Genomic DNA, 17,595 nt, shown 5'->3' on the forward strand with positions numbered 1-17,595 from the left:
CGTTCGATCGGGCCGCGGACCGCTCAGTCGCCCGCGATGCCCGCCGCCTCGAGGAGCGGTCGCACCCGGGACTGCGCGATGGCGTAGACCGCGCGCACGCCGTCGCGCCGGGCGTAGACGACGTTCGTGCCGCGGAAGGCGTCGCCCGCGCCGATCGCGATCGTGAACGACCCCACCGGCGCCCGCGGCGGGACCGCGACGCTTTCCTCCGCCGGGGCGGCCTGCGGCCGGGAAAGCTCGACGGTGACCCGGAGGCGCGGCGGGCTGAGGCCATGGTGCCGCTCCGGCTCGCCCAGCGCGACGGCGCCCTCGGCCCGAAGATCGGCCAGCGCGTCCCGGACGCTCGCGGCCAGCGCGGCGGCGCTCGCCTGATCGGCCGCTCCCGCGATCGTGAAGCCCTCCGGCGAGCGCTCGATCACGACCGGCTTCGCGCCCCGAGGGGCCAGCGTCACCCGGGCGATCTCGTGAGGCGGGACGAGGAAGATGTCGCGGCGGAGCAGCAGGCGACCGGCCGCGGCCTCCAGCGCCGGCGGCGCGACGAACACCGCAGCGCCGTCCCCGGCGCGCGCGAAGGAGCCCGCGCCGCTGCGCGCGCCGAGCGCCACCCGGGCCGCGCGCGTCGCCGCGCCGGCGCTTCCACCGCCGGGCTCCGGCGCGGGGTCGAGCTCGGCCTCGACCACGAGCCGGGGCGCGCCGAGCCCGTAGCTCTGGCCAGCATCCTCGGTGATCCAGCGCTCGGCCTGGAGGCCGGCGAGCAGCTCGGCGAGCTCGTCGGCCAGCCCGCTGTCGGCCGCGAGGCCCTCGCCGCTCGGCTCGACGAGCCGCCAGGCGCCCTCGCCCGTCCGGCGGAGCCGCTGGACCAGGCCGGGGCGCTCGATCCGCAGCGCGCTGACCCGATCGGGGGTGAAATCGAAGACCTTCATGGAGCGCAGCGACACCTCGGAAGGGAGGAGCGCGCCGACGGCCTGGGCAGGAATCTCGGCGATCGCGCCGTCCTCGAGCCGCCGGACGTGCACCACGCCGGCCTGCTCGGCGCCGATCTCGAGCGTCTCGATCCGCTCCTGCGGCTCGCCCTCGGCGATCGCGCCCGGCGGCGTCGAGACGACGCGCAGGGTGGCCCGAGGCGAGGCGAGGCCGAGCGCCGCGAGATCGCGCTCCCCGGGCAGGAGGCGCGTGGCGCGGACGTCGAGGATCGCCTGGACCAGGGCGCGGCCCGTCTCCGTCGGGACAGGACGGTCCTGCGGGGCCCGCAGGTGCCACTCGCTGCCGGCGCGCGCGAGCTCCAGCGAACGCTCGCCGGCGGCGAGCTTCACCTCGGCGACCTCGTCGAGCGGCGCGGCGACGAGCGCTAGATCGACGAAGCGCGACGCCTCCTCGGTGAGCGGATCGAGCACGCTCGCGGGCACGCAGGCGGCCGCGCGCGCGGGCTCGCGCCGCGCCGCGACGACGTGGTCGGGCCGGCCCGGGCAGGCGCCCCCCACGTCGATGACGCCGCGCTTCGCCGCGGGATCGCTCGGCTCCAGCGTCAGCGTGACCCGGGGGCCGCCGGAGGACGCGGCCTGCTGCGCTTCCTCCTCGGAGAGGAACGCCTCGGCCTGCATGCGGCCGAGCGCCGAGAGCACGAGGTCGAGCGCCGGCGCGCTGACCCGGACGCCGCTGCCCTCGGGCGAGCCCTCCGCGAAGCGGAAGCCGGCCCCGCGGCCGCCGCCCCAGGGGGCGCGCGAGAACCGCCGCGATCCGCCGTCGCCGTCGAGCGTGAGGCCCGAGAGCTCCGCGGCGACGTAGGGGACGAAGCTCCGCGAGCGGAAGCGATCCGGCGCCACGTCGAGGGCCGAGGAGAGCTGCTTCGTGATGACGAAGACGCCTCGGCCCGCGACCTCGGCGTAGACCGCGCCGGGCGGCGTCGGGGCGCCGCCGCCGAGCAGCAGGCGCTCGCGGCGCGGGCCCATCGCGAGCGCGATCGAGAGCCTGGGCGAGGCCAGGCCGAGGGCGGCCGGATCGCTCGCCTCCGCGGAGACGCGCCGCTCCGCGGTCGCGAACTCCAGCGTGCCGAGGAGCTGGTCGACCGTGGGCTCGTCGGCCGGGTAGCGCTGCCCGTCGATCTCGACGTTCCAGGGGCGCTGGCCGGCGTCGTCGACCTCGCCGCGGGTGAGCCGCGCGGTCTGCGGCGCGCCGGGCGCGGCCATCGTCACGGTGAGCTCGGTGATCTCGTCGGGCCGCCACGCCTCGATCAGGTGCTTCTTGCGGCGCTCGGCCTCGTCGGTGGACACCGAGCCCCGGTCGAGGACGAGCAGCGCGACGGCCGCCGCGGCGGTGAGCGCGACCAGGAGCAGCGTCGTCGCGTGCCGGCGCAGCGGCCGCATCACGGCGATCCTTCGCGCTCGGCCCCGGCCGACGCGCCGCGCGCGCCGCGTTCGGCCGGCGCGCCGGGGCCCCCCTTGTCGCCGGGGCGGCGCTCGGAGCCGCGCCGCGCCAGGTACACGGCGAGGCCGAGGAGGGCCGCGGCGAGCGGCATATACACGATGACGTAGCGGAAGATCCCGGCGAGCGAGTCCTCGCTGATCCGCAGGCCCGCCGTGAACGCCGGCTTGTCCGGGATGTCGAGCATGGGCGGGCTCGCCGCGAGCCAGGACAGCGCGCTCTCGACGAGCACGGCTGTCCCGCGGAGCTCCGGGCTCTGCCAGTTCGCGCCGTGGAGCACGCCGGGCGAGCCGACCACCACGACGCGCGGCCCGTGCGCGGCGCTGGACCCCGCGGGCTTCGGCAGCTCCGAGGCGCAGGCGACCGTGAGCGGACCCGGGTGATCGCCGTCGCGCGGCTTCGGCTCGGACGGATCCCGGGCCCAGCCGAAGAAATCGACCATGCCGAAGGCCTGGTCGCTCGTCACGAGCAGGGGCGCCGGGACCACCGGCCCGCTCGCCGTGGGCGCGAGCGAGCTCGCCACCGTGAGCACCGGGCCGAGCCCGAGATCGGCCGCCTTGATGAGTCCCTCGGTGATCGGGTGCGGCCTGACGATCGGCGCGAAGGTCTCGCCGAAGCCCTGCGTCGACCGGAGCTTCGGGTCGAGCTCGAACACGAAGTCCGACCGGAGCTCGACCCCCGCCACGGCGAGCAGGCCCGAGAGCCCGAGGTCCACGTACCGCTGATCGCTCTCGTCCGGCACGGGCCCGAGCGCGATCAGCGCGCTGCCGCCCTTCTCGATGAACGCGCGGTAGCGGGCCACGTCGCTGGCCGGCACCGGCCGGCTCGGCCCGGCGAGGACGAGCACCCGGCAGCGGTCGAGATCGACCTCCGGCGCAGGCTCCGGCGGCGCGGCGAAAGCCTCCTCCTCGTCGCCGTGGCCGTCCGCGCCGCGGCCGCCGCCGAGCGCCACGACCTCGTAGTTGTTCTTGTTGAGCCGGTCCTTCAGCGCCGCGAGCCCGCCGGCGCCGCCGGCCTCGATCGACTTCTCGCCGTGCCCGGCCGCGAAGCAGATCAGCGGCCGCTCGCTGCGCAGGACGCTCCGGAGCGCGCCGGTGAGCGCCTGCTCGAGCCGCGGGCGCGACCGCAGGTCGTCCTCGTCCTCGACCTCGACCAGGTCGCTCGCCGTCAGGAAATGGGGCCGATCGCCGCGCGCGACGATGATCGCCGCGTCCGTGACGATGCGCCCGTCGTCCGTCTTGCCCGCGACGACGCCGTAGCGCTGCTGCACCGCCAGGAACTCCGCCGGGCGCCGGTCGGGATCGGTCACCTCGACCTCGATCCGCGGGTTCTCGGCCCGGTACGCGTCGAGCAGGTGCCGCACCGAGAGCGTCAGGGGGTCGCCCTCCGAGAGCAGGACGTAGACGCGGATCGGCTCCTCGATCGAGCGCAGCGTCGAGACGGTCGCGTCGCTCAGCGTGTACAGGCCGCCCTGCGTCCAGTCCCAGCGCCTGTAGTGGCGGGCGACGAGCAAGTTGACCAGCACCGCGAGCACCATCGCCGCGATGATCCCGACGCTCGCCGAGAGCTTCTCGCCGAGCGAGGTGCCCGGCGGCGGAGCCCCGGCTTGCGCGGGCCGCTCGCCGGACATCAGCCCCACCTCCACGCGTCCACCGCGCGCACGGTCACGAACAGCGGCAGCGCGACCACCGTCCCGTCGAACACGAGGCGGCGCAGATCGACGATCCCCCGGGAGAAGTCGTTCATCTGCGTCCACACCGAGACGTAGGCGCAGAGGTCGTGCGCCGGGCCGTCCGGGAAGATGAACTCGCCGATGCCGAGGATGAACATGCCCATCACCGCCATCGTGCTGAGCACCGCGGCCATGAGCTGGCTCTTCGTGAGCGCGCTGGTCATCGTCCCGATCGCGAGGTAGCCGGCGCCGACCGCGAAGACGGCGAGGTAGCTCGACCCCACGACCCGCCAGTCGAGCTCGCCGGTCCTGCCGATGAGCACGACGTAGAGCAGCGTCGGCGCCCACATCGCGACGTACGTCACGAGGGCCGCGGCGTACTTCGCCAGCACCACGCCGGCGGAGCCGACCGGCGCCGTCAGGAGGGCCTCGATGGTGCCGCTCCTGCGCTCCTCCGCGAAGAGGCGCATCGTGAGCAGCGGGCAGACGAAGAGCAGCGGCAGGTAGATCAGGATCGTCTGGCCGAAGAAGACCTGCACCGGGCCCGTGTCGGCGGAGAGCTCCACCTCGCCCGCGAACTGCGTCGCGATCAGGAAGAAATGCACGCCCTGCACCAGCAGGAACGTGGTGATCAGCACCCACGCGAGCGGCGTCACGAAGAGCGAGAAGAGCTCCCGCTTGAAGATCGGCCAGAAGCCCCTCACCGCCGCTCCTTCCCCGCGCCGCCCTCGCCGCGCCGGGCCGCGCTGCCCTTCTTCTTCCGGTTCCCGGCCGCCGGCCGAGGCGCCTCGCCGCCCTCCGCCCCGGGCTCGGCCGCCTCTCCGGCGCCGCCCCGCGCGCCGGCGTCGCCGGCCGCGGTCAGCTCGGAGAAGACCTGCTCCAGCGAAGGAGCCCAGGGGACGAGCTCGCGCACCCCGAAGCCCGCGGCGACCAGCGCGGCGACGAGGCGCTCGGCGGCCTCGCCCGCGTCGGCGCCGGCGTCGAACTCGACCGTGAGCCGCGCCGCTTCGCCGGCGTCCTCCGCCTCGGCGGAGCGGACCTGCGCCGCGCCGCGCGCCACCGCGAGCGCCGCGTCCGCCGCCCCGCGCACGACGACGCGCGCGCCGGACGACCGGCGCATCGCGCGGAGCTCGTCGATCGAGCCCTCCGCCACGAGCCTGCCGCGGGCGATCACGAGCGCCCGCGTGCACGTCGCCTCGACCTCGGAGAGGATGTGCGTCGAGAGGAGCACGGTACGGCCCGGGCCGAGCCGGCGCACGAGCGCGCGCACCTCGCGGATCTGGTTCGGATCGAGGCCCGCCGTCGGCTCGTCCAGGATGAGCAGCGGCGGGTCGCCGACGAGCGCGTCCGCGAGGCCGACCCGCTGGCGGTAGCCCTTCGAGAGGTGGCCGATCAGGACGCTCGCGACGTCCTCGACGCGCGCGTCGCGGAGGGCGCGCGCGACGGCCTCGCCGCGCGCCCTCCGCGGCACGAGCTTCAGCTCGGCGCGGAACGCGAGGTACTCCGAGACGCGCATCTCCGGGTAGAGCGGCGAGGTCTCGGGCATGTACCCGAGCGAGGCCCGCGCGCGCATCGGCTCCTCGGTGATGTCGTGGCCCGCGATCCGCACCCGGCCGGACGTCGCGCCGAGGAACCCCGCGAGGATGCGGAGGGTCGTGCTCTTGCCTGCGCCGTTCGGCCCGAGGAACCCGACGATCTCCCCCTGGCTCACCTGGAACGAGAGGTCGCTCACCGCCTGGTGGGGGCCGTAGGACTTGGAGAGGTGCTCGACCTCGATCATCGTGGCATCGGGCGCAGGGGGTCAGGGCCGCCGGCGCGGTGCGCGCGGGCAGGCGGTCGATCGCGCAGAACGCTTAGCGCACCGGGCGGGGCAGGGGAAGCGCGCGCCGGGCTCTGGCGGTGGTCTGGCGGCGGTCTGACGACGAGCGCGCCGGCGAGTAGCCAGAGCCGCGCGTCTCTGGTAACCCTGCGCCGTCGCGCCCGGCGGCCCGGGCGCTCACGCCATGGGCCCCTTTGCAAGGCGACGCACCCGGTGCGCCGAGCGCCGCGGCCCCCTCACACCCACCGCTGCACGATGGATCAGACGCTCCTCCGGTCGTATTTCTCGACCATCTACGAGTTCCCCACCCCGGCGGGGACGCTGCGCGTCTCGCTGGACGGCGAGATCGTCCAGGATCAGGCCGGGCTCCCCGAGCTCCTGACCCGCAAGTTCGCGGTGCTCACCGCCTACAACCCGCGCTCGATGCTCATCCCGCGCCGGGTCAACGATCAGCGCCACCACGTCCTCCGCGATCTCCTGATCCTCGGCTGTTACCGGGTGGAGCCGTGCGTCGGCTCCGAGGCGGAGCCGGAGGGCATCTGGCGCGAGCCGGCGTGGCTCGTCCACGGCATGGACCGGGACGAGGCGATCGCCTTCGGCCGCGTCTTCCGGCAGAACACGATCGTGTTCGCGCAAGGCGGTCGGCCGGAGCTCATCATCACCGATCCGACAGCCGACGACATCGGCCGAACTTTCCAGGGGAACTGGCGGGTGCGGTCCTGACCCACGCGGCGGCCGTGGACGCGGATCGCCGATTCCATGTTGAAACGTACCCGCAAAATGTGGGTTCATGCCTTGGCGTTTAGGGATGGGCGGACCGGCCTCGCTCACCACATGAGGAGACACAGCAGAATGCGCACCCAGGTCACCCTCGCAGCGCTCGTCGCTGCGCTCGGGCTCGTCGCCGGCGCTGGCGGCTGCGGCCAGAACAAGGTCTCGGAGTGCAACGCGCTCATCGAGGTCATCAACAAGGGCGTTCAGAGCATCGAGAAAGGCACCAAGGCCGGCACCGACCAGGGCGGGTCGAGCGAGCTGAAGGCGATGGCCGACGCGATGGACAAGGTGGCGGCCGACGCGGCGCAGGTGAAGCTGACCACCCCGGAGCTGCAGAAGTTCTCGGGCGAGTACCAGGCCATGGCGAAGGACGTGGCCAAGGCGGCGCGCGATCTCGCGACGGCGGCGGACGCCAACGACGCGGAGAAGAGCAACGCCGCCCAGGCGTCGATCGAGAAGGCGATCAAGCAGGAAGATCCCCTCGTCGACAACATCAACAAGTTCTGTCAGGCGCCCTGACGGGGCGCGCCCCCGAAGCGCTCGCCCTCCGATCGCCGCGGGCTGGGGCCGCCCCGCCCGCAGCGCGGCCCTCGCGGCTGTGATCAGGGGACGAAGCGATAGCCGACGCCGCGCACCGTCAGCAGGTGGCGCGGCGTCGTCGCGTTCTCTTCCAGCTTGTTGCGGAGCTGGAGGATGAAATTGTCGATGGTGCGCGGGGTCCCGTGGTGCGTCGGGCCCCAGACCTTGGCCTGGATCTGCTCCCTCGACAGGACCCTGCCGCCTGCCTCGGCGAGGCAGAGCAGCACGTCGAACTCGGTCGCCGTGAGCTCGAGCAGCGCGTCGCCGCGGCGGACCTCTCGCGTCGCCGCGTTGATCACGATGTCGCCGGCGCGCAGCTGCGCCCCGTCGGCGCGCGCGATCGCGTCGCGCCGGAGCACGGCCTTCACGCGCGCGAGCAGCTCGGCCAGGCTGAACGGCTTCGTGATGTAGTCCTCGGCGCCGAGCTCGAGGCCCATCACCTTGTCCATCTCGGCGCCGCGCGCGGACAGCATGATCACCGGCAGGGTGCGCCGCTCGTTCCGGAGGATGCGGAGCAGCTCGAAGCCGTTCAGCCGGGGGAGCATGACGTCGATGATGATGAGATCGATCCCGCCGCCGCGGGCCAGCGCGAGCCCGCGCTCCCCGTCCTCGGCCACGAGGACGCGGTAGCCCTCGGCGGTCAGGTTCATCTCGAGACCCATCGCGATGCTGGGGTCGTCCTCCACGAGCAGGACGGTCCGCGCGGGTGTCTGAGGGGTTCGGGTCATGCTGAGGAGGTCCTCTAGCATGTTCATGTCCTGACCGGCGGCGGCCGCGCTACGGCGGCGCGCTCGCGTCGGCGCCGTGATCCGACGCGTCGTTGTGCGCCGCGGCGACCGCGGGCGCCGCAACCCGCGGGCGTCGCTCGGCGCTCGCCTTGGGCATGCTCCGGAGCGGGAGCACGAGGGTGAACGTGCTGCCCTTCCCGGGCTCGCTGTCGACGAGGATCTTGCCGCCGTGCGCCCGGATGACATGCTTGACGATCGACAGCCCGAGCCCGGAGCCCTCCTGCTGCCGGGCCAGGAGATCGTCGACCCGGTAGAACTTCTCGAAGATCCGCTTGTGCTCCGCGCGGGCGATGCCCTTGCCGTTGTCGCGGACCGTGAGCAGCGCCGACCGCTTGAGGATGTGGGCGGAGACGCTGATCTTCCTCGGCTGGCCGCCGTACTTGTAGGCGTTCGACAGGAGGTTCACGATCGCGTCGACGAGCGCGCTGCGATCGCAGAGCACGGGCGGGAGGTTCGCGTCGATGGAGACGTCGAGGTCGACGCTGCGCTTCTCGCGGGTCGGCTCGAAGGCGTGGATCGCCTCGTCGGCGATCTCCCCGAGGTGGTGCTCCGAGAGCTCGTAGACGCGCCGGCCGCTCTCCATCCGCCCCCAGTCGAGCAGCCGATCGATGAGCTGCTGGAGGCGGGCGCTCTCCTTGGTGAGCGCCTCGATGCAGCGATCCTCGCTGATCGCGTCGCCGCGCCGGAGCGTGAGGGTCTCGGTGAACATCCGGATCGACGTGAGCGGGGTGCGCAGCTCGTGCGAGACCTTGGACACGAAATCGGCCTGGAGCTCGGACAGGTTGCGCTCGCGCCGGAGGAAGACCCACACGAGGATGACCCCGGTCGCGAGCGTCCCGCAGAACGTGAGGACGATGATCCCCATGATGAGGTTGTACTGGGCCTCGCCGAGGACGAGCAGGAGGAAGCCGACGCCCGACAGGAGCACGCCCGGGATGATGACCAGGTAAACGAGGAGCTGGATGATCCGCCGGTAGCCGAGCGTGGTGAGGTCGCGCCTCGGGGTCCGCATGCCGGCAGCTTAGTGGGGCCCCGCGCCGCCGGCGAGCGCCCGCGAGCGCCCGCGAGCGCCCGCGAGCGCCCGCGAGCGCCCGCGCGCGGCTATGCCTCGATCCGCTCCAGCACGAGCGCGGGCGCCTCGGCGGGCGCCGGGCCGAGCCGGAAGGCGGCGCGGACGCGATCGGCCGCGGCCCGCGCGTCGTCCGCCCGGCGCGCGTGGATGCGGGCGAGGGGCGCGCCGCGGTCCACGCGATCGCCGCGCACCGCGGCGAGCTCGATCCCCACGGCGGGGTCCACGCGCTGGTCGGCGCGCGTCCGCCCGGCGCCGAGCGCGACCGCCGACAGGCCGATCTCCAGCGGATCGACGGCGGCGACGTACCCCTCGTCCTGCGCGGCGACCTCGACCACGACGGGGGCGCTGGGCAGCCGGCCGGCGTCCTGCACCACGGCCGGATCGCCCTTCTGCGCGGCGATCATCCGCGCGAGGACCTCGGCCGCCGCGCCGCTCGCGATGGCGGCCTCGAGCTTCACCCGCGCCTCGGCCGCGCTCGCCGCCGCGCCGCCGGCGATCAGCATCTCCTCGCCGAGGGCGAGCGTGCACGCGACGAGGTCGCCCGGCCCGCGGCCGTGCAGCACCTCGATCGCCTCGCGGGTCTCGATGGCGTTGCCGACGGTGCGCCCGAGCGGGGCGCTCATGTCGGTGAGCAGCGCGGAGACGCGCTTGCCGGCCGCGGTCCCGACGCGCACGAGCGCGGTCGCGAGGGCGCGGGCGTCGCCGAGGGTCTTCATGAACGCGCCGCGCCCGACCTTGACGTCGAGCACGAGCGCGTCGATGCCCTCCGCGAGCTTCTTCGAGAGGATGCTGGCGACGATGAGCGGGATCGACTCGACCGTGGCGGTCACGTCGCGCAGCGCGTAGATGCGCTTGTCCGCGGGCGCGATCCGCTCGGTCTGCCCGATCATGCACGTCCCCACCTCGCGGACGACGCGCGCGAACGCGTCGACGTCGAGCGCGACGTCGAACCCCGGGATCGCCTCGAGTTTGTCGAGGGTGCCTCCGGTGTGGCCGAGGCCGCGGCCGGACACCATCGGGACGGGGACGCCGCAGGCGGCGACGAGGGGGGCGAGGCAGATCGAGACCTTGTCGCCGACGCCGCCGGTCGAGTGCTTGTCGACCTTCCGTCCGGGCACGCCGGACAGATCGAGGACGTCGCCCGAGTGGAGCATCGCGCGCGTGAGCGCGACCGTCTCGGCGTCGTCCATGCCGCGGAAGAAGATCGCCATGAGCAGCGCGGCCATCTGGTAATCGGCGAGCTCGCCGTCGCTGTGGGCGCGGACGATCCGCGCGATCTCGTCCTCGGACAGCCGCCCGCCGTCGCGCTTCTTCGCGACGAGCTCGACAAGGGTCTGCATCGGCGTCGAGCTTACCCGGGTTCGCCCCTATTTGTCCCTGGCGCGGGCCCCCCTATGGTCGGCGGGAGCGCGCGGACCGTCCCCGCAGGAGAGCGGACACGGCGTCGGTCGCGGTCGCGCGGGAGAAGGGAGCCGACCTGGGCCTCATGAACAGCCTCCTCTATGCCCGGGCCCAGATGGGCCTGTCGCTGGCATTTCACATGATCTTCGCCGCCGCCGGGGTGGCGCTGCCGCTGATCATGGTCATCGCGGACGCGCTCTGGCACCGGACGGGCGATCGAGACTACCTCGAGTTCTCGAAGCGCATGGCGAAGGGGACAGCGATCCTGTTCGCGGTGGGCGCCGTGTCGGGGACGGTGCTCTCGTTCGAGCTCGGGCTCCTGTGGCCGAGCTTCATGGGGACGTTCGGAGAGGTGATAGGGCTCCCGTTCTCGCTCGAGGGGTTCGCGTTCTTCACGGAAGCGATCTTCCTCGGCATCTATCTCTACGGGCGCGGCAAGCTCTCGCCGAGGCTGCACCTGCTCTCGGGCGCGCTGGTCGCGCTGAGCGGCGCGCTCTCGGCGTTCTTCGTGATCCTGGTGAACGCGTGCATGAACCACCCTGCCGGGTTCACGATGGTCGACGGGCGCCCCGCGGACATCGACCCGGTCGCGGCGATGTTCAGCCCGCCGTGGAAGCACGAGACGCTGCACGGCATCCTCGCGTGTTATCAGGCGACGGCGTTCGTGATGACGGGGATCCACGCGCTGGTGCTCCTGCGGCACCCGTCGAGCCCGCTGTTCCGCAAGGCGTTCGCGGTGACGTTCGCGATCGCCGGGGTGACGGCGCTGGCGCAGCCGCTCGTCGGTCACTACGCGGCGGTGGAGGTCGGGACGGGGCAGCCCGCCAAGCTCGCGGCGATGGAGGCGCACTTCGAGACCTCGGCCCGCGCGCCGCTCCTCGTCGGCGGCCTGCCCGACGTGGAGCGGGGCGAGGTCGACTACGCGATCGAGATCCCGGCGGGGCTCTCGGTGTTCCTGCACGCGGATCCTGACGCGGTGGTGCCCGGGCTGGATGCGGTCCCGCGGGACGAGTGGCCGCCGGTCACGGCGACGCACCTCTCGTTTCAGGTGATGGTGGGCGCGGGCTCCGCGATGGCGCTGCTGGCGGTGGTCGGGGCGGTGCTCGCGTGGCGCCGCAGGGGGATCCCGGATCAGCGCCCGTTCCTCTGGGCGGCGATCCTGGCGAGCCCGCTCGGCATCGTGGCGATGGAGGCGGGCTGGCTGGTGACGGAGCTCGGTCGCCAGCCGTGGATCGTGCGGGGCGCGATGCGCACGCGCGACGCGGTGACCCCGTTCCCGCACCTCGCGGCGCCTTTCTGGACGTTCACGGCGCTCTATGTCTTTCTCGGCGTGGTGGTGGTCTACCTGCTCGTGCGCCAGCTCCGCGCGGCGCCGCTCGGGGTGACGGGCGGCGGCGGCGCGCCGCGTGCGTCCGGGGGAGGCGAGCCCGATGCGCACTGAGTGGTTCATCGGCGGGGTGATGATGGCGGCGCTCGTGCTGTATGCGCTGCTCGGGGGCGCCGATTTCGGCGGCGGCGTGTGGGATCTGCTCGCCTCCGGCCCGCGGAAGCGGGAGCAGCGCGCCCTCATCGAGCGGGTCATCGGCCCGATCTGGGAGGCCAACCACGTGTGGCTCATCCTGGTCGTGGTGCTGCTCTTCACCGCGTTTCCTCCCGCGTTCGCCGCGATCTCGATCGCGCTGCACGTCCCCCTCACGCTGTTCCTCGTGGGCGTCGTGTTTCGCGGCTCGGCGTTCAGCTTCCGCAGCTACGACTCCCGGGGGGATCGGCGGCAGAAGCGCTGGGGGTTCGTCTTCTCGCTCGCGAGCGTCATCGCGCCGGTGCTGCTCGGCATGATCGTCGGCGCGGTGGCGTCCGGGCGGATCCGGGTGGCGTCGGGGGTGGTGACGAGCGGCTTCTTCGCGCCGTGGCTCTCGCTGTTTCCGTTCGTGGTGGGGCTGTTCGCGCTGGCGCTGTTCGCGTTTCTCGCGGCGGTGTACCTGACGAACGAGGCGAAGGAGCCTGCGCTCGTCGACGATTTCCGGCGGCGCGCGCTCGCCTCGGGCTGCGTGGTGGCGGCGCTCGCGCTGGCGTCGTTCGCGGCGTCGTTCCGGGGCGCCCCGCTCATTCGAGAGGGGCTGACGGATCATCCGATCACGTGGCCGCTCCACGTCACGACGGGCCTCGCGGCCACCGCGGCGTTCTTCGCGTTGTGGACCCGCCGTTTCCGTCTGGCGCGCTTCGCGGCGGCGGCGCAGGTCACGCTGATACTGCTCGGCTGGGCGGCCTCGCAGTACCCGTTCCTGGTGGTGCCCGACGTGACGCTCGAGGGGGCGGCGGCGAACCCGAGGACGTTGCGATTGCTTGTCTGGGTGCTCGGCGTCGGATCCGTGCTGCTGTTCCCATCGCTGTACGTGCTCTTCCGTGTCTTCGGCAGCGGCCGGGCGGGGGCTGCGTCGGACGGCGACGACGACCATTGAGCGGGAGTGGGGCCGACGTATGTGGAAGTCGCGGTGGCCAAATTTGATGCACCACCTCGACCTACCCGCAGGAGAGGCGTGAGGACGGCTGGCTGAACAGTGGCTCTGTGTCCGTCCGGGCGCTAGGGGGCGATGGCGCGATGCCGGTCGCGCATTGCATTCCTGGGACCTGCAACCCGCTCTCGCGGCACCCCCGAAAAAATGCGAACGCTTTCGCGGGCCTCCCCACGGCGGACGAACCGTGTTACGCTCGCAGGCGCGAAGTTTTCAGGATGCTTGTGGGGGAAGGAGCCCTGTGGAGATGGCGAACATGGCTAGATACCGTCGACACGCGATTGTGGGGTTACTTGCAGCGACAGCCGGTGTGACGGGCTCGTTCGCCGCGTGCACGGACTCGTACCGCCAAGGGCTCACCGGCTCCGGCTCGGGCCCCACCGGGACCGGCGGCGGCGGCGGCGGCACCGGCGGCGCGGGCGGTGAGGGGGGGAGCACGGGGACCTTCGGGGAGGGGGGGCGGTGCGAGTACACGTGCTCCAACGATCTGAAGAAGGTCATCAGCTGCAATGGCGCGACGATCGAGGAGTGCAAGCCTGACGAGGGTTGCGTCAACGCGGAGTGCGTGCCCAACCCGTGCGAGGCGGCGGAGAGGTCGAAGAGCTCGTACGGATGCGACTATTGGGCGCTCAAGACGGCCCTCCGGCCGACCGCTCAGGGGGCCTGTTTCTCCGCGATTGTCGCCAACACGTGGGAGCTGCCGGTCCATATCAATGTTGAGCGCGGTGGGCAGCCGCTTGATGTAGAGAACTTCGCCTACATTCCGGAGGGGCAAGGTTCCATCGAAGACATCCAGTATAAGCCCTACGATCCGGTCGCTGGGCTCGGCGTCGGAGAGGTCGCTGTCCTGTTCCTCTCGAGGCTCTCTGCGGGATCGAGCGTCGTTGATTGCCCTGAACCGGGCGCGTTGGATGAGGAGACTGGTGTCGATGGCACCGGTCGCGGAGCAGCGTTTCACATCACGACCGACTATCCAGTCGTAGCCTATCAGATGCTGCCCTATGGCGGAGGGCAGGCCGCCATCACCTCCGCGACCTTGCTCCTGCCGACCAGCGCCTGGCACACCAACTACGTTGCCATCAACGGCTACTCGTCATCGGACTCGGCCGCCTACCGCGGTGCGTTTCCCTCGCTGGCCATCGTTGCCCATCAGGACGAGACGGATGTGACCATCTTGCCGAAGGTGAATATTCAGGAGAGCACCGGTGTAGAGGGAGCCGAACAAGGTGTGGCGAAGACTTACCGGTTGAACGCCGGTGAATTCCTGCAGATCACCCAGGCGGATGAGCTGACTGGCAGCCCTATCGAGTCGACGAAGCCCATCGGCCTCTTCGGAGCCCATGCTTGCATGGTCGTGCCGAACGGTGTCGCCGACTGCGATTCAGGTCAACAGCAAATCGCGCCGGTTCGGGCTACCGGGAGCGAGTACGTGTCGGTCCGCTACCGGAACCGCATCGCGGATCGCGAGGAGTCGCCGCCCTGGCGGATCGTAGGCATGGTGGACGATACGAAGCTCACCTGGGAGCCGTCCAAGCCAGAGGGCGCGCCGGATACCGTCAAGCTCGGTGAAGTGTATCAGTTCGACAGTGGCGGGCCTTTTATCGTCAAGAGCCAGGACGTGAATCATCCGTTCTATGTCGGTCAGTACATGACCGGCGGTAGCGCATACACGAACATCGGCGATCCGGATTGGGTCAATGTGGTCCCGCCGTCTCAATTCCTGGATTACTATGTGTTCTTCACAGATCCGACCTACCCCGAGACGAGCCTCGTCGTCGTCCGTACCCGTTCTAGGGTGAATAACGAGTTCGCCGACGTCGAGCTGGACTGCGCAGGCAAGCTTACTGGGTGGACGCCGATCGGAGACGGAGACTACGAGTACACCATCGTCGATATTACCACAGGGAACTTCGAACCGATAGGTGCTTGTGCCAATGGCCGGCACGAGATGCGGAGCGATCTTCCCTTCGGGGTCACGGTATGGGGGTGGGGCGCGATTCAGCAAAACTATCGTGTTTCTTACGCTTACCCTGCCGGTGCTGGGTTCCTGCCCATCAACGAGGTCGAAATTCCACCCATTGCCAACTAGCTAACGCGGCAGTGGACTCCCCCGCCGGCGTCCTGCATCTCTGCCCTGTGAACGCCGTGTCCGAGCCCAAATCGAGGAGTGAAGGGCGGTCCCAGGGCGACTGCCGTACCGGACGCCAATGGGGCGTATCGCCGACGCAGTCGCGCTCGTCGTGCGCGCAACCCCCGGCGCCCGAGCTCGAGGCGCTGTCGCCGCCAGCTCCGCCTCCCCAGCACCCGCCCGCGGAGCGTCCTTGAAGTCGTCAAGCCCGAGCACCAGGTCGCAGCTGGTCATCCCGGCCGCAATTGCCAGGGAGCCATCCGCGCACCCGCGCCGTAGCCCGTTCGCCGCTTTTTCACCGTCGCCACGCGGCCCACGCTACATACCGTGCCGAGGACGCGGTAGCACCGCGCGCCAGCCCGCCGCCTCAACCCCGCGCGCCCCGGACACAGCCGCCCGCTTCCGCGGCGGTCCTCGCACCTCCTGGTTCGACCCAGGAGACATCCTCCCCCGGGCCGAGTAGTCTCCCGCCCGGACGCCGGCCCGCATGCGGCGGAACGCCCGCGTCAACCTCGTTTTTCGAGCGTTGCTTGGAGGACAGCTCACCGTGATGGATCGACGAAACCTGCCGGGCCGTGCGCCGCGACGCCCGTCGCGCCTTCGCTGCGCGCTGACCGCAGCGGCCCTGGCCGCACCGGCCCTCGCCGCGCTGGCGCCCTCCGCCGCCCGCGCGCAGGACCGGACCTTCTACCTCGATCGCCTCAGGATGGCCGGCGCCCCCGACGACGGAATCGGCGTCTGGCGCCCGCACATGGGGGAACGGACGCGCTTCTTCGGGCAGCTCGGGCTGGGGATGTCGGTCCACCCGCTCCGCGACGACAACTACGTTGACAACCTCGCCATCGAGGAGCGGATCGAGGGCGACGGGCCCGTCACCTCGCAGCTCATCACCTACCTGAACGCGGGCGTCGAGATCCTCGGCCGCGGCGCCCTCCAGGTCGCGTTCCCCATCGTCCTGTTCCAGGACGGCAACCAGACCTACCACCGCGAGCTCGGCCTCAACCAGAGCGTCGACCTGAAGACCGCCACCCCGATGGACCTCCGGGTCGACGCGCGCTTCGTCGCCCTGGAGCTCGACGAGCGCCGCTTCCGGCTGGGCCTCACCGGCGCGGTCTTCGTGCCCATCGGCAACACGTACTCGTTCGCCGGCGACCGGGGCGTGAGCAGCTCGTTCGGCCTCGGCGCCGAGTACGACTTCAAGGATTTCTTCGTCACCCTGAACACCGGCGTCGCCATCCGGCCGCGCGTGGCGCTCAACGAGCTCGTCGTGGGCAGCGAGCTCACGTACGGCGTCGGCGGCTACGTCCCGCTCCTCGACGGCAAGCTCCGCCTCGGGGCCGAGATCTTCGGCTCGTTCGGCCTCCTCAAGGAGACCGCGGGCGAGCTCGATGCCTCGCCCATCGAGTGGCAGCTCAACAGCAAGATGTTCCTCACCAAGGACAAGGCGGTCTACGTCGGCGCCGGCGTCGGCACCCGCATGAGCGGCGGCTACGCGCCCGATTTCCGGGGGGTCGCCCTCGTCGGCGGCTCGTTCGGCATCGCCGACTCCGAAGCCCGCTCGCCCGGGTTCAACTACGTGATCACGGCGGAGAAGGACACCGACGGCGACGGCTACCCCGACGTCATCGACCTCTGCCCGGAGGACCCCGAGGACGGCAAGCAGCCCAAGCCGAGCGACGGATGTCCGGACATGCCCGACCGCGACGGCGACGGCATCCCCGACGTCGTCGACAAGTGCCCGGACGACCCCGAGGACAAGGACGGCATCGACGATCGCGACGGCTGCCCCGAGGAGGACGCGGATCAGGACGGCATCCCCGACGCCACGGACAAATGCCCGAAGGAGCCGGGGCAGGTCGTCGTCGAAGACCCGGAGAAGAACGGCTGCCCCTTCTACATCCGCAGGATCACGGGCTCCGCCGAGATCGAGATCATGAAGCAGGTCGAGTTCGAGTTCGACAGCTCCAGGATCCTCCCGCAGAGCTATCCGATCCTCGACGAGGTCGTGCGCCTGCTCAAGGCGAACCCCGAGATCAAGCTGCTCAGCATCGAGGGGCACACCGACAACCAGGGCACCATCGACTACAACGACCGGCTCGCGCACAACCGCGCCATCGCGGTCAGGGTCTACCTGATCAACAAGGGTGTTCAGTCGGAGAGGCTCACCTCCGTCGGCTATGGCTCCCGCCGGCCGCTCCTGTCCAACGACACGCCCGAAGGCCGGCAGCGCAACCGGCGCGTCGAGTTCCATATCAAGTCGCAGACGATCGAGGGCCGGTAAGCTCCAGCCGGAGCGGCTGGCCGATCCTCCCCCCGAGATCAAGCGACGTTTGCGTGCACGTGCCGCGGCATGTGCACGCAAACGTCATCTCCTGAGCGCCGGCCGGGTTCGGCCCGGCCACGCGGGCGCGTCCCACGCAAGCGCGCT

The 17,595-nt window shown here is 71.6% G+C and carries 13 protein-coding genes; 6 read left to right on the top strand and 7 right to left on the bottom strand.

Going from position 1 to position 17,595, the window contains the following annotated elements:
* Positions 1-23: 23 nt before the first annotated feature.
* From WME73_RS13590 to WME73_RS13605, 4 genes are read right to left on the bottom strand one after another with little or no spacing between them, the layout of a single operon-like run.
* Entirely contained in the window at positions 24-2,363 is a 2,340-nt protein-coding gene (locus WME73_RS13590) for a DUF4340 domain-containing protein (protein WP_437915982.1), read from the bottom strand.
* Complete coding sequence (locus WME73_RS13595; protein ID WP_437745891.1) at positions 2,363-4,051, bottom strand: GldG family protein; 1,689 nt, start codon at positions 4,049-4,051, stop codon at positions 2,363-2,365. Before WME73_RS13595 ends, WME73_RS13590 begins: the two co-directional genes overlap by 1 nt.
* Positions 4,051-4,797: an ABC transporter permease gene (locus WME73_RS13600; RefSeq protein ID WP_012235062.1), complete on the bottom strand. Its 747-nt coding sequence runs from the start codon at positions 4,795-4,797 to the stop codon at positions 4,051-4,053. Before WME73_RS13600 ends, WME73_RS13595 begins: the two co-directional genes overlap by 1 nt.
* Positions 4,794-5,873 carry an ABC transporter ATP-binding protein gene (locus WME73_RS13605; protein WP_437915983.1) on the bottom strand — a complete coding sequence of 360 codons (1,080 nt, stop codon included), beginning with the start codon at positions 5,871-5,873 and terminating at the stop codon, positions 4,794-4,796. The genes WME73_RS13600 and WME73_RS13605 overlap by 4 nt, the downstream gene beginning before the upstream one ends.
* Positions 5,874-6,167: 294 nt before the next feature.
* Between WME73_RS13605 and WME73_RS13610 the strand changes: the two genes are divergently transcribed.
* Positions 6,168-6,635 carry a DUF3293 domain-containing protein gene (locus WME73_RS13610; RefSeq protein WP_012235064.1) on the top strand — a complete coding sequence of 156 codons (468 nt, stop codon included), beginning with the start codon at positions 6,168-6,170 and terminating at the stop codon, positions 6,633-6,635.
* 129 nt (positions 6,636-6,764) lie between these two features.
* On the top strand, positions 6,765-7,205 hold the full coding sequence (locus WME73_RS13615) for a hypothetical protein (RefSeq protein WP_437299476.1): 441 nt from the start codon (positions 6,765-6,767) through the stop codon (positions 7,203-7,205).
* An 83-nt stretch (positions 7,206-7,288) separates the two neighbouring features.
* Here the strand turns inward: WME73_RS13615 and WME73_RS13620 are convergent, their stop codons facing one another.
* The 3 genes from WME73_RS13620 to WME73_RS13630 all read right to left on the bottom strand — a co-directional run bounded on the left by WME73_RS13620 (position 7,289) and on the right by WME73_RS13630 (position 10,465).
* Positions 7,289-7,993, bottom strand: a complete 705-nt coding sequence (locus WME73_RS13620) for a response regulator transcription factor (RefSeq protein ID WP_437745893.1) — start codon at positions 7,991-7,993, stop codon at positions 7,289-7,291.
* A gap of 49 nt (positions 7,994-8,042) precedes the next feature.
* Positions 8,043-9,065, bottom strand: coding sequence for a sensor histidine kinase (locus WME73_RS13625; RefSeq protein WP_437745894.1), 1,023 nt, complete (start codon positions 9,063-9,065; stop codon positions 8,043-8,045).
* A gap of 89 nt (positions 9,066-9,154) precedes the next feature.
* Positions 9,155-10,465: a thymidine phosphorylase gene (locus WME73_RS13630; protein ID WP_437915984.1), complete on the bottom strand. Its 1,311-nt coding sequence runs from the start codon at positions 10,463-10,465 to the stop codon at positions 9,155-9,157.
* 146 nt (positions 10,466-10,611) lie between these two features.
* Here WME73_RS13630 and WME73_RS13635 point away from each other — a divergent pair, with 146 nt between their 5' ends.
* The 4 genes from WME73_RS13635 (at position 10,612) to WME73_RS13650 (ending at position 17,448) form a co-directional block, all read left to right on the top strand.
* Positions 10,612-11,967, top strand: coding sequence for a cytochrome ubiquinol oxidase subunit I (locus tag WME73_RS13635; protein ID WP_437745896.1), 1,356 nt, complete (start codon positions 10,612-10,614; stop codon positions 11,965-11,967).
* Positions 11,957-12,985, top strand: a complete 1,029-nt coding sequence (locus WME73_RS13640) for a cytochrome d ubiquinol oxidase subunit II (protein ID WP_012235070.1) — start codon at positions 11,957-11,959, stop codon at positions 12,983-12,985. Before WME73_RS13635 ends, WME73_RS13640 begins: the two co-directional genes overlap by 11 nt.
* Before the next feature lie 301 nt (positions 12,986-13,286).
* On the top strand, positions 13,287-15,128 hold the full coding sequence (locus WME73_RS13645) for an IgGFc-binding protein (RefSeq protein ID WP_437915985.1): 1,842 nt from the start codon (positions 13,287-13,289) through the stop codon (positions 15,126-15,128).
* 589 nt (positions 15,129-15,717) lie between these two features.
* A complete protein-coding gene (locus WME73_RS13650) occupies positions 15,718-17,448 on the top strand; it encodes an OmpA family protein (RefSeq protein ID WP_437917389.1) in 1,731 nt (576 codons plus the stop codon).
* Positions 17,449-17,595 lie beyond the last annotated feature (147 nt).

Source organism: Sorangium sp. So ce302, from assembly GCF_051530145.1.
GTDB classification, from domain to species: domain Bacteria; phylum Myxococcota_A; class Polyangia; order Polyangiales; family Polyangiaceae; genus Sorangium; species Sorangium cellulosum_B.